General features: G+C 64.7%; 10 protein-coding genes. 8 read left to right on the top strand and 2 right to left on the bottom strand.

The genetic code is table 11. The features are described from left to right. Positions 1-643: hypothetical protein (locus GPT33_RS12840; protein ID WP_296809537.1), on the top strand; the 643-nt coding region annotated here is incomplete at its 5' end. 105 nt (positions 644-748) lie between these two features. Here the strand turns inward: GPT33_RS12840 and GPT33_RS12835 are convergent. Continuing rightward, positions 749-1,645 (bottom strand): PDZ domain-containing protein, encoded by an 897-nt coding sequence (locus GPT33_RS12835; RefSeq protein WP_296809535.1) that lies wholly within the window; start codon positions 1,643-1,645, stop codon positions 749-751. Positions 1,646-1,896: 251 nt separating this feature from the next. Here GPT33_RS12835 and ftsH point away from each other — a divergent pair, with 251 nt between their 5' ends. From ftsH to GPT33_RS12815, 4 genes are all read left to right on the top strand, one after another. Then, positions 1,897-3,828, top strand: coding sequence for an ATP-dependent zinc metalloprotease FtsH (ftsH, locus tag GPT33_RS12830; RefSeq protein ID WP_296809533.1), 1,932 nt, complete (start codon positions 1,897-1,899; stop codon positions 3,826-3,828). A gap of 217 nt (positions 3,829-4,045) precedes the next feature. Then, complete coding sequence (locus GPT33_RS12825; RefSeq protein ID WP_296809532.1) at positions 4,046-4,636, top strand: Maf family protein; 591 nt, start codon at positions 4,046-4,048, stop codon at positions 4,634-4,636. A gap of 386 nt (positions 4,637-5,022) precedes the next feature. After that, positions 5,023-6,585 carry a lytic transglycosylase domain-containing protein gene (locus GPT33_RS12820; protein ID WP_296809530.1) on the top strand — a complete coding sequence of 521 codons (1,563 nt, stop codon included), beginning with the start codon at positions 5,023-5,025 and terminating at the stop codon, positions 6,583-6,585. Positions 6,586-6,794: 209 nt separating this feature from the next. Continuing rightward, the gene (locus GPT33_RS12815) at positions 6,795-7,061 is read left to right on the top strand and encodes a SemiSWEET transporter (RefSeq protein ID WP_296809529.1); all 267 of its coding nucleotides are present in this window, start codon (positions 6,795-6,797) and stop codon (positions 7,059-7,061) included. A 143-nt stretch (positions 7,062-7,204) separates the two neighbouring features. Here the strand turns inward: GPT33_RS12815 and GPT33_RS12810 are convergent, their stop codons facing one another. Continuing rightward, positions 7,205-9,883: a bifunctional acetate--CoA ligase family protein/GNAT family N-acetyltransferase gene (locus GPT33_RS12810; RefSeq protein ID WP_296809527.1), complete on the bottom strand. Its 2,679-nt coding sequence runs from the start codon at positions 9,881-9,883 to the stop codon at positions 7,205-7,207. 250 nt (positions 9,884-10,133) lie between these two features. Between GPT33_RS12810 and GPT33_RS12805 the strand changes: the two genes are divergently transcribed. The 3 genes from GPT33_RS12805 to GPT33_RS12795 all read left to right on the top strand — a co-directional run. Then, the gene (locus GPT33_RS12805; protein WP_296809525.1) at positions 10,134-11,066 is read left to right on the top strand and encodes a histone deacetylase family protein; all 933 of its coding nucleotides are present in this window, start codon (positions 10,134-10,136) and stop codon (positions 11,064-11,066) included. A 276-nt stretch (positions 11,067-11,342) separates the two neighbouring features. Next, complete coding sequence (locus GPT33_RS12800) at positions 11,343-12,128, top strand: dienelactone hydrolase family protein (protein ID WP_296809524.1); 786 nt, start codon at positions 11,343-11,345, stop codon at positions 12,126-12,128. Between the two features lie 248 nt (positions 12,129-12,376). Continuing rightward, positions 12,377-12,541 (top strand): deoxyribodipyrimidine photo-lyase (locus GPT33_RS12795; RefSeq protein ID WP_296809539.1); only part of this gene is annotated, 165 nt, incomplete at its 3' end.

Below are 12,541 nucleotides of genomic sequence, written 5' to 3'. Positions count from 1 at the left end.
CCAATCCAGCCGACGACCAACCCAGCCGAGGTCTTTGTCCATGTTGCACCGCCGATTACCGTACCTGCTCTTCGCCCTCTACGCCCTCGTAACGGCAGGCTGCGGCTCCAGCCCAACCTCGGCCCCGGTCGAGACCTCGACCGGAATCGGCACCTCCGCGGTGATCGGGTCTCGGACGCCGGCACCGGCTCCCACGCCGGCTCGGGCGCCGGCCGGCGCCCGAGCGACTGCGCCCGGCGAGATCTACGACGGCCCCCCGGCGCTCGCGATCGCCCCGGTCGTTGACGGTCGCGCTTCGGCCTCTCCCGAGGTCTCGCGCTGGTGGATTCAGAAAATCATGGCGGAGGACTTGAACCGTACCGATCTCTTCGCCGGCGTCATCGCGCTCGAGCATGCCTCGGAGGCGCACGAGGGAGGTGTGCTCATCCAACCTGCCCTGACGGGATTGACCTGGAACCGTCCGGATCAGCGCAGCGGCACCATCGCGATGCGGATCCGTGCCAGCGACACGGAAACAGGCCGGGTGCGCTTGGACCGCGTCTACACGGCATCCTGCCGCGACTGCGCGGTGCCGCCGGGCCAACCCGCCGTTGCGGGTCCCTTGTCCGTGCTGATGCAGGACGTCGCGAAGGACCTGCGGTAAGACTCGACCCGCCGCGGACCGCTCCGAGCGCCGCACCGCTTCGCGAATCGCTCGGCCCGAGGCGAGATTGGCCGACGCCCTGCCGACCCTAGCGCGAGCCGGCGATCAGCGGACGGGCTCGACTCGCGCCGAATCCAGGGTCACGCCGAGCGGCCCGCGGGGGATCCATGTCTCCACCACCCGGCCCCCGCGGCGGACCTTCACCGCAACCTGTTCCCCGTACTCGCCCTCGGTGGTTTTCCTGCGCAGCTCCGAGAAGTCGAACAACCGCTCGTCGGCGTAAGCCTCGATCAAATCGCCCGGTTGCAGACCCGCAATCTCGGCGGCGGATCCCGGAATGACGGAATCGATCTGCACCCGATTGTCTTCGCCCGTCGCGAAGAGGTAACGGTCGTAGATCTCGTCGCCGATGTCTTCCCGCAGCGAACGCGCATCGGCATTGATCCGAGAGAGCTCCTCGCGATACTCGGCGCTCCCGACCCAGCCTTCCCGAATTGCTTGATCGCGCAGCGAGAGTCGCTCGAGCGAACGCTGCGCCTCGCGCAGGACCAGATCCTCCGCCAAGCCCGCATCGACGCCCGCGGCCACAAGGGCGCCGCGTCGCTCTTCCGCGGTGCGCGGGGCGGGCGGGCGTGTTTCATCGGCACTTGCAGGCGTTGCCGAGGCACTCAGAACGCGGTTCAGGGTCTGTTCCACGCTCGACAGGCGAAAGCGCAGATCGGTGATCTGGGACTCCAGGCTTTTGAGCGCCTGCGGCGTCGCCGCATCGCCCGCGGACATCGTCGGCACGTCCGGCGGCGTCTCTGCAGGGGAGTCGGCAGCCTCGGTCACCCCAAGAGCGGTCGGGATCCGCTCACCCGCCTGCTCCTCGACGACAGGATCCGCCTCCGAGCTCGTCGACGGTAGGGGATCATTCAGGGCGATATAGCCCGCGACGGCAGCGGCGCCGAAGAGCGCGCCGACCGCGAAGCCGGCGGACAAGAGAGGAACGGCTGGTTGCATTGAAATCGGTCTCCGGTGTCTGGACGTGAGCCTGCGACCGCATCCGATCCTCCGCGTTCCCGAGAGGTTCGGAGCCGCCGAGGAACGGCTCGCTTGATCACCGAACCGTCAAAACTGGTAAGCTCGGTTCGGTCATCGACCGCGGCAGCGTTTCCGTTGGTTTTCGGACCCATGCCCCGATGTACCCGCCAATGGCGTGAGGCAGAGCGTGGAGCTCCGGCCAAGCGATGGTCAACGAGGACAGCCTGAGAATGAATGCCAAAAATTTGAATCTGCTGCTGTGGGTCGCCGTCACCATCTGGCTGGTGATGATGTTCAACAGCATGACGACATCCGATCAGATCGAGTCCCGAAATCTCAGCTACAGCCAATTCCTTCAGGAATTGTCCGACGGCTCGATCCGCGAGGTCACCATCCAGGACGAGAAGATCAAGGGGCTGAGGACCGACGGGTCCCGTTTCGAGACCTTCGATCCGGGCGACCCCGCGCTCGTCGGCGATCTTCTTGAGAACGGCGTGAGCATCCGCGCCGAGCCGCCCGAGCGCCCCAGCGTTTTGGCTCAGATCCTGATTGCATGGCTCCCCTTCCTGCTCCTGATCGGGGTCTGGTTTTGGTTCATGCGCCGTAATATGGGCGGCGGCGGTGGCGGCGGCGGGATCTTCAACTTCGGCAAGAGCCGCGCACGCCAACACGCCGAGGGCGAGGTCAAGGTCACGCTGCGCGACGTCGCAGGTGTGGAGGAGGCCAAGGAAGAGGTCGGCGAGCTGGTGGATTTTCTGCGTAACCCGCAGAAATTCTCGAACCTCGGCGGCCGCATCCCGCGCGGCGTGCTGATGGTCGGCCCTCCCGGTACCGGCAAGACGCTGCTGGCCCGGGCGATCGCGGGCGAGGCCAAGGTGCCCTTCTACAGCATCTCGGGCTCCGATTTCGTGGAGATGTTCGTCGGTGTCGGCGCCTCGCGCGTTCGCGACCTCTTCGAGCAAGCCAAAAAGGCTGCGCCCTGCATCATCTTCATCGATGAGATTGACGCCGTCGGCCGTAAGCGCGGTGCAGGTCTGGGCGGCGGTCACGACGAGCGCGAGCAGACCCTCAACCAACTCCTGGTGGAGATGGACGGCTTTGCGGGCAACGAGGGCATCATCGTCATCGCCGCGACCAACCGGGCCGACGTGCTCGACCCGGCACTCCTGCGGCCCGGACGGTTCGACCGCCAAGTGGTTGTGGGTCTGCCCGATTTGGCAGGTCGCGCGGCGATCCTCGAGGTGCACATGCGCAAGGTGCCGATCGCCGATGACGTCGTTGCGCGCACCATTGCCCGCGGGACACCCGGCTTCTCCGGTGCGGATCTCGCCAACCTGGTCAACGAGGCCGCACTCTTCGCGGCCCGCGCCGGGCATACCGAGGTCTCGATGCAGATGTTCGAGCGTGCCAAGGACAAGATCATGATGGGTGCGGAGCGGCGCAGCATCGTGATGTCCGAGTCCGAGCGCAAGCTGACCGCCTATCACGAGGCCGGTCACGCGATCGTCGGGCGTCTGGTGCCCGAGCACGATCCCGTGCACAAGGTCAGCATCATCCCGCGCGGACGTGCGCTCGGCGTGACCCTGTTCCTGCCCGAGCGCGATCGCTACAGCATGAGCAAGCGTCAGTTGGAGAGTCAGCTCTCGACTCTGTTCGGCGGCCGTCTGGCCGAGGAAATGATCTTCGGGCCCGAGCATGTGACGACCGGGGCCTCGAACGACATCGAGCGTGCAACCGATATCGCACGCAACATGGTGACGCGCTTCGGGTTGTCGGATAACCTCGGGCCGCTGGCCTACGCCGAGGACGAAGGCGAGGTTTTCCTCGGTCGCTCGGTGACACAGCAGCGTCAAGTCTCCCCCGAGACTGCGCAGGCGATCGACAAGGAGGTGCGCCAGATCATCGACCGCAACTACAAGCGCGCCAAGCAGATGCTTGAGGACAACCTCGAAAAGCTGCACACGATGGCCGATGCGCTGCTCAAGTTCGAAACGATCGGCAAGGATCAGATCGACGACATCATGGCCGGCCGGCCGATGCGCGAGCCCGACGACGACGTCGACAGCGCGAAGCCGACCTCCGGCAGCGGCGGCGACCTGCCCAAGGGAGGCGCCCCGCTCAAAGAGCCGCCCGTCGTTGGCGGAGCCGTCGGCGGGGTCTGACCGCGAGCCCTCTCGACAGCGCCCTTCCGGCCATCGGATGGCCACATGAAATCAAGCCCTCGCAATCGATTGCGAGGGCTTTTTTGTTTTATACTTCAGCCTGATCGATCCAGCGCCTCGGCCGTCACGAAAAGGCCGAGACACTCCAACACATGACGCATACCGCACCGGGCGGGGTTTAAAGGCGTCCTTCGGAAACCGCATCAGGATCCCCAACGTGCCTGCGCCAGCGCTCGTCCTTGCCTCGACCTCGCCTTACCGGCGCCAACTCTTGGAGCGTTTGGGCCTGTCCTTTACGACTGCCGCTCCCGACATCGACGAACGACGCCGACCCGGCGAATCGCCCCAGGTCATGGTCCTGCGCCTGGCCGAGGCCAAGGCGAGGGCGATCGCGCCGATGCATCCGAACGCGCTCGTGATCGGGTCGGATCAAGTCGCCTGTATCGATGACGATGTTCTGGGAAAGCCGGGCGACCGCGCCAACGCCATCGCTCAACTGGAGCGAGCCTCGGGGCGGATTGTCGTCTTCCAGACCGGCTTATGTCTGCTCGACACGGCAAACGGGCACGCGCAAACCCTCGTCGAACCGTATCGCGTCCATTTCAGACCGCTCGATCGGCGACAAATCGAAGGTTACCTCGATCGCGAGCAACCCTTCGATTGCGCCGGCAGCTTCAAGTCGGAGGGATTGGGAATCGCGTTATTCGAGCGCCTTGAAGGAGACGACCCCAATACCTTGATCGGCTTACCGCTCATCCGCTTGATCTCATTACTCGAATCGAAAGGCATCCATCCGCTTCACGCCTAGGCGCGGGGCGTAGCCGGCTCGAATTCACTCATTTGACACACTCATCGAAATAGCGAGCTATCGCGATGATCAATTACCATATCACGCTGAAAAATATGAGATTCGACAAAGAAAGCTCAAGCGTTTTCAAGAATAAGAGACCACCGCAGCACATGAGCAAAGAAGGCGTTTTCCGTGCAATCGTCCATTGCAAAGGTGGCTTTCGTGAGCCAATATCAAGCCGTCGCCGAACAGATTGCACCGAACGCCCTGACCGAGTCGACGTTGCCGCTGCGCATTCGCATGGCATCGCAACTGCCCCGAACCAGCCGGTACACCCATTCGGAGCATCCGCCGTCGCAGGGGTCAAGGCGCGCCGGGATCACGCTCGAGAGGACACGCGGACCATGCCGACCTATCCGATCAGTAACAGATGCCTTTCATTCCTGCTGTTGTCGATGACCCTGCTTGGTCTCGCGGGCTGCGGCAGCGACGGCGGTCAACGCGATGTCGCCGGGGAGGGCATGACCCGAGGCGCGGTGGTCGCGGGCTCGGACACCTTCCCCGTTCCGGCCGAAATCCAGCCCAATGTCGACTTCTGGCGCCACGTCTACGGGATTTGGGGGCGCGGAGACGTCGCCATCCACGACAACGAGCACATGGACGTCATCTACGAGGTCGTCAAACTGCCCTCGCCCATCAAGGAAGGCTATACGGACTCGCAACGGGAGTTGCTGCGGTCTCGCACCGATGCCTACAAGGGCGAGCTCCGGCTCCTCGAGGAGCGCGTACGCAGTGGACAAAGCCTCAGCAGCAGCGATAAGGCACTGCTGGCGAAACTCGAGCGGTCAGGCGGCCGGTCTGCGGTCTACGGTGCTGCCGATCGGGTGCGAAGCCAACGCGGTCTGCGCGAGCGCTTCCATCGCGGCGTGGAGATCAGCGGGCGTTACGATACCGCCTTCCGAGAGATCATGCGGGCTCACGGTGTCCCGGAGGATCTTGCCTATCTCCCGCACGTGGAATCCTCGTTTCAAACCAATGCCCGATCCGGCGTCGGCGCCGCGGGCGTTTGGCAGTTCATGCCCGCGACCGGGCGGATGTACATGAACGTCAACGACACCGTCGACGAGCGACTCGATCCCATCATCGCGGCCGACGGTGCCGCGCGCTATCTCTCCCAGGCCCATCGTCGCCTCGGAAGTTGGCCGCTCGCGATCACCTCCTACAACCACGGTCAGGGTGGAATGGCGAACGCCAAGGCCCAACACGGCAACGACATCGGCGACATCGTGAAAAACTATCGGGGTCAATACTTCGGCTTCGCATCGCGAAATTTCTACGCCGAGTTCATCGCCGCCCGCGAGGTGACCCGCAACGCCGATCGTTACTTCCCGGAAGGCGTCCGCCGGGAGGAGCCTTGGCCGCACGATCGCCTGGTTCTTCAGCACGCCATGCCGGTGGATCATCTCGCCGGACACTATGACCTGACGCCGTATCGCCTCGCCGACCTCAATATGCACTGGCGCGACCGCGCACGCGACGGTCGTGCGTATCTGCCCCCCGGCAGCACGGTGTGGCTCCCGGCCGGGACCAAACGACGCGTCGCAAGCCACCCGCCGCCGGTCTCCAATGTCATGGTCGCCCGTGTCCAGCCCAAGGCATCGCCGGTGGACCTTCAGGCCATCGCCAAGGTCGAGCGGCGGGCCTCAAGCGCGTCGTCCAAGGTGCAGGCATCGGCGAAACCGACGGCGAAGGCGTCCACCAAACAGATCGCGAAGGCGCCCGCCCCGCAGACGGCTAAGAAGAAGTCGACCGCTGCAGTGCGCTACCATGTCGTCAAGCCTCAGGAGACGCTCTATCGCGTCGCGGTTCAGAACGGCATCACGGTCGCCGAGCTGCGCAAGCTCAATAAGATGCGGCCCGACGACAACAAGATCCGTCCGGGGCAGAAGCTCAAGGTCAGCATTTAAACCGCGTTCTGAAGGGCATGACCGGACGGGAGCGTATCCGGCGTGATGCGAACCAATGACGGTCGGCGAGACGCGGTTTAAATGAATACTAAAAACAGAGAGCTGACTGGCAAGTCTATTGCCGCTTGTCGGCTCGATGGGGGTCGACTGTCCGCTCGCGGACCCGGCGGGTACCGGCCGCTTGTGGTCGTGTCTAGGCGTGCGTCGCAGTGACGCTGTGGGTCGAGACCATCGGTTTTGCTGCGGCGGCGCTCACCACCGTCTCCTTCGTGCCCCAGGTCATGCGCACCCGCGACACGCGGGCCATCTCGCTTTGGATGTATGCGCTCTTCAGCGCAGGCGTCGCGCTGTGGGGCCTCTACGGACTCCTGATCGGCTCTTGGCCCGTGATCGCCGCAAACGCAATCACCTTGGTCCTCGCCTCCATCGTGCTCTGGCACAAGCTGCGCGAAACGCCCGAGAACCCCTCCGGGTAGGCGCCGGGAGACACGAGCGTCCTTGTCCACCCGCAGTAAACATTTCGAACGATCAAGTCTTTAAACCGCGTCGACGCCAACCTTGCAGATGGGCGCCCGACGCGCTGTCCACTCGAAAAGGTGCGTACGCTGCCGGACGCGGTTTAAAGCACCTTGCTCACCCATTTGACCGCCATATCCTGCGGATCGCTCTCGATTCGGAACCCGAGCGATTTGACCAAGGCCAGCATCCGACTGTTGGCACTCAGCACCTCGCCGTCCATCACACGAAAGCCGCGCGAACGCGCATTCTGCATGAGCGAACGCATCAATCGTGCGCCGATCCCGAGGTTTCGCCAGGTATCGGAGACCACGATTGCGAACTCGCAGGCCTCCCCACCCGGTCGGGCCATATAGCGGGCGACGCCGACCTGGACGTCGGCCCCGTCGTGCTCGACCACGCCGATCAGGGCCATCTCGCGGTCGTAGTCGATCTGGGTGAAGCGCACCAACATCTCGGGTGTCAGTTCCTTGATCGCCTGCATGAACCTGAAATACTTGGTTTGCTCCGAAAGCCCCCGAACGAACTCCTGCTCCATCTGGGCATCTTCCGGGCGAATCGGTCGAATCACCAGATCCTTGCCGTCCGGCAACTGGACGCGCTCGATGAGATGGCTCGGATAGGGGTGGATCGCCATGTGTCCGTAGGTCGTCTGCTGGGGCGGACGATAGTCGACCTTGATGCGCGCATCCACGGCGACAACGTCCTTGTCGTTGCCGATGAGCGGGTTGATGTCCATCGAGAGGATCTCGGGCAACTCGCAGACCATCTCTGAAACCCGTTGAAGTATCTTTGCCAAGGCCACGCGATTCATCGGCGGCATATGCTGAAAGGCACCCATCAGACGCACGATCCGGGTGTGGTCGATCATGGTCTGGATGATGAAGGCGTTGAGCGGCGGCAGACCGAGCGCGCGGTCTTCGAGGACCTCCACCTTGGTGCCGCCGGCGCCGAAACTGATCACGGGCCCGAAGATCCGATCCCGGGTCACGCCGATCATCAGCTCGCGTGCCGCCCGCGTCGAGGCCATGTGCTCGACCGTGATGCCCTCCATGCGCGCATCCGGGCGCAGCCGCTTGGCACGCTCGACAATCTCGGTGAAGGTCCGGCGCACCGATTGGGCATCGTCGATATTCAGACGCACGCCGTCGACATCGGATTTGTGCTCCAGGTCCGGCGAGTTGATCTTCATGACGACCGGGAATCCGAGGGCCTGGGCGGCCATCAGGGCCTCGTTCGGCGTGCGGGTCAACACCGCCTGCATCGTCGGGATGCGGAACGCCGAGAGGATGGCCTTCGCCTCGACCGTGCCCAGCGTCTTGCGACCCTCGGCCATGACGCCCTCGATGATCAGGCGCGCGCCCTCGACATCCGGCGCATCCTCCTGCGAGAGCGGACCCGGCGACTGCATCAGCAGCTTCTGGTTGCGCTGGTGGGTGGCGAGGAACGAGAAGGCGTCGATCGCCACCTCCGGGCTGTCGAAATGCGGCACGTCGTGCTCGGCCAAGAGCTCTTGGGCCTCGGCGACCCGCTTTCCGCCCATCCAACAGGCGAGTACCGGCTTGCGGCTGTCTTTAGCCGCCGCGATGACCTGCTCGGCCGTGGCGACCGGATCGCCGAACACCAAGGGCGCCAGGATACAGAGCACCCCGTCGACCTCCGGGTCCGCCAGACAGGCGTCCAAGGCCAGCCGGTAGCGCTCCGGCGGGGCGTCGCCGATGATGTCGATCGGGTTGCCGTGCGACCAATGGTCCGGCAACGCCTTCTCGAGCGTTTGCCGTGTGGTATCGCTGATCTGCGCAAGCGAGAGCCCCAGCTCGATGATCCGATCCGCGGCCAGCACGCCCGGCCCACCGCCGTTGGTGATGACCGCGATGCGGTCGCCGGCCAGGCGCCGACGCGTCCCGAAGACCTGGGCGGCCGCGAACAGTTGATCCAGGCTGGAGACCTGCACCACGCCCGCGCGCTCGGTAACGGCGCGGAACACGTCCGCCGAGCCCACGTAAGCGCCGGTGTGCGACTTGACCGCGCGGGTCCCGGCCGGATGCCGCCCGGCCTTGACCACGACCACGGGTTTCAGCCGCGCCGCCGCACGCAGCCCGCTCATGAAATGCCGTGCGTTGCGGATCCCCTCCACGTAGAGCAGGATGCATTGCGTCTGGCTGTCCAGGGCGAGATAGTCGAGCACGTCCCCGAAGTCGACATCCGCCGCCGCGCCCAACGAGACCATCGCGGAAAAGCCGATACGCCGACGCTCCGACCAATCGATCATCGCCGTACAGATCGCACCGGATTGCGAGACCAGGGCCACGTTGCCGCGGCGCGGAAGATCCTGTCCGACGCTGGCGTTCAGGCCGTGTTGCGGGCGCATCGCCCCGATGCAGTTGGGTCCGAGGACGCGGATGCGGTTGCTCCGGGCCGCCTCGACCATCCGCTCCTGAAGGGTGATCCCGCGCTCGCCGTACTCGCCGAAACCGGCCGAGTGGACCACCGCCACCTTGACCCCGTAGCCGCCGCACTGATTAAGAATCGCCGGGACCCGATCGGCCGGCGTGGCGATCAGCGCCAGGTCGACATGTTTGTCGAGCTGACCCAGGTCGCGATAACAGGGCTGCCCGGCCACCTCCTTGTATTTCGGATTGATTGCATAGGCATTGCCTTTGAAACCACCGGCCAGCAGATTGCGAAACACCATGCCGCCGATGGACCCCTCGCTGTCGCTGGCGCCGAAGACCGCGACGGCGGTGGGCGTGAAGAGTTGTTCGATATCGGATACGCGCATGGAATCGCCCTCCCGGGCAATAAAAAGGATTAAGCTAAACCGCGTTCGAAACGCGTCTGGCGCGACACGCGCAGGTACTGCATCGGCTCGGTCTCGGATGCATCCACAGGTGTCGGCGTCGACGCGTTTCGAAGATGAAACGCTAGGATTCAGGGATTCGACACGGGCGCGTCAACGCGCCGAACGACAACGAGAATTGCCCGGGCGCCGTCAGGGTCCCGCGCGCGATCAATGCCTTGAGGACCTTTGCATGAACCTCGCCTTCGTCTCTCATCCCTCTTGTCAGCAGCACAAGATGGGCGCACACCATCCCGAGTGTCCGGAGCGACTCTACGCCATCCAGGATCGCATGATCTCCTCCGGGATGGAGATGCTGGTGACCCACTACGACGCACCCGAGGCGAGCGTGGCGCAGTTGACCCGCGTGCATGATGCGGACTACGTCCAAGGGCTGATCGACGCCGCCCCGGAGGTCGACGACGTCCTGGTCTGGGTCGACGGCGACACCGCGATGAACAGCCATACCCTGCCGGCTGCCCTGCGCGCGGCCGGCGGCGCCATCCTCGGGGTCGACCTGGTGATGAGCGAAAAACATCACGCTGCCTTTTGTTGCGTGCGCCCGCCCGGCCATCATGCCGGACGGCGCTCGGCCGGAGGCTTCTGTCTCTTCAACAACGTCGCCGTCGGCGCCGCACATGCAATGGCCGAACACGGCATCGAGCGTATCGCCATCGTCGATTTCGACGTCCACCACGGCAACGGAACCGAGGAGATCTTCAGCGGCGACGAGCGCGTGCTCTTCTGCTCGAGCTTCCAGCACCCCTTCTATCCCGGATGCGGTGCCGACACCAAAGCGCCCAACATCCTCAACCTGCCGCTGCCCAAGCTGACCGACGGGGCGGCCTTTCGCGCCGCCGTGGAGGCCGCATGGCTGCCCAAGCTCGAGGCCTTCGCACCTCAGCTGATCATGATCTCGGCGGGGTTCGACGGGCATGTCGAAGACGACATGGCGCATTTCAATCTGCGCGAGCCCGATTATGCCTGGATCACCCGCGAGCTCCACCTGTTGGCACGCCGGCATGCACAAGAGCGTGTCGTGTCCTGTCTGGAAGGCGGATACAGCCTGTCCGCGCTCGGGCGCAGCGTCAGTGCCCATGTCGATGAGTTGATCGGGCACGCGTGATGCCCTCGCCGCGAAGCGAGTCGGGATCGAGAGGGGCGTCCCGACAACCTGTTGCATTGCAGCATTAGGATAGAGAGGTCCCGCGCCGGTCGCAATGCCGATCGCGTGACAATCACGCTGACGGCGCGCTGCGCGGGACCGATGGCCCCGGGGTTGTCATCCGGACCGAATGGCCTGACCTTCCGGGAACGCCGGTGGTTGCCCGCCTTCCGAGGCGCCCGACCGCCAAGCGTGCCTTGTTCCAAAGCTCAGTCAACCACCGGATCGGAGAGACTCATGAGAAGACCATCGACTCAAATGGCCGCGTTGCTGCTCTGCGCCCCTCTTGTCGCGGGCGCCGCGATTCAAACCGAGCGCGTCGAATATCGAGACGGCGACACCGTCCTCACGGGCTACCTCAGCTACGACGATTCGATCGAGGGCAAACGTCCCGGAGTGCTCGTCATCCACGAGTGGTGGGGCCTCAACGACTACGCGAAGAAACGCGCCGAGATGCTTGCCGAGCTCGGTTATGTCGCCTTCGCCGCGGACATGTACGGCGACAACAAGGTCACCGAACACGCGCCCGACGCCCAAGGCTGGATGCAGCAGATCACCGCCAATCAATCCGCCTGGCAGCAGCGCGCCCTAGCCGGACTCGAGACGCTGAAGGCCAGCGACCGCGTCGATACCGAGAAGCTCGCCGCCATCGGCTACTGCTTCGGCGGCGCCACCGTGATGCAGATGGCCTATGCCGGTGCCGATCTCGACGGTGTGGCGAGCTTCCACGGCTCCCTGCCCCCGGCAAGTAACGTGGAGCCCGGCGCCATCAAGCCCAGCATCCTGATCGCCCACGGCGAGGCCGACAGCTTCGTGCCGCCCGAGCGCATCGCCGCCTTCAAAGAGGGGCTCGACACCGCCGAGGCCGATTGGCAGATGATCGTCTACTCGGGGGCACGCCACGGCTTCACCAACCCGGGCGCGGCCGCCTACGGGATGGACGCACTCGCCTACGACCCCAAGGCCGATGCGCGGTCTTGGACCCTGATGCAGGGATTCTTCGACGAGATCTTCGCGGACTGAACCGCGTCAGGCTGGACATACTCGCTTGTCGTTCGGGCCCACCCTTGAGCGGGTGACGACTGCCGGTGGTGACGCGGTTCAGGATGATTGAATCCTAAGAATCGGGAAAACCTGACTCGTCGGTTGGGCCGAGCGAGAGCGAGGCCCAACATCCCCGGCGGTCGCTCCGACTGGGAGCGAGACACCCAGAGGCTCGCTCCCGAACACCCCGCAACCCGATCCGAATCGACCCGAGACCGCACCCCGCAATGCCGAGTACCGTTATCCTCTGGTTCCGTCGCGACCTGCGTCTCGACGACAATCCGGCGCTCCAAGCGGCGCTGGTCGGCTGCGACAGACTCCTCCCCGTCTATATCCACGACCCCGACTCGGAGGCACCCTGGTCGCCCGGTGCCGCGAGTCTATGGTGGCTG

It is taken from the genome of Thiocapsa sp., from assembly GCF_011390875.1.
GTDB lineage: Bacteria > Pseudomonadota > Gammaproteobacteria > Chromatiales > Chromatiaceae > Thiocapsa.
This window is presented reverse-complemented; position numbering and strand designations above follow the sequence as displayed.

Bases quoted from the DNA above. Each gene is read 5' to 3' on its own strand.
- GPT33_RS12835 (WP_296809535.1), bottom strand. From the start codon at position 1,645: ATGCAACCAGCCGTTCCTCTCTTGTCCGCCGGCTTCGCGGTCGGCGCG.
- ftsH (WP_296809533.1), top strand. From the start codon at position 1,897: ATGAATGCCAAAAATTTGAATCTGCTGCTGTGGGTCGCCGTCACCATC.
- GPT33_RS12820 (WP_296809530.1), top strand. From the start codon at position 5,023: ATGCCGACCTATCCGATCAGTAACAGATGCCTTTCATTCCTGCTGTTG.
- GPT33_RS12810 (WP_296809527.1), bottom strand. From the start codon at position 9,883: ATGCGCGTATCCGATATCGAACAACTCTTCACGCCCACCGCCGTCGCG.
- GPT33_RS12805 (WP_296809525.1), top strand. From the start codon at position 10,134: ATGAACCTCGCCTTCGTCTCTCATCCCTCTTGTCAGCAGCACAAGATG.
- GPT33_RS12800 (WP_296809524.1), top strand. From the start codon at position 11,343: ATGAGAAGACCATCGACTCAAATGGCCGCGTTGCTGCTCTGCGCCCCT.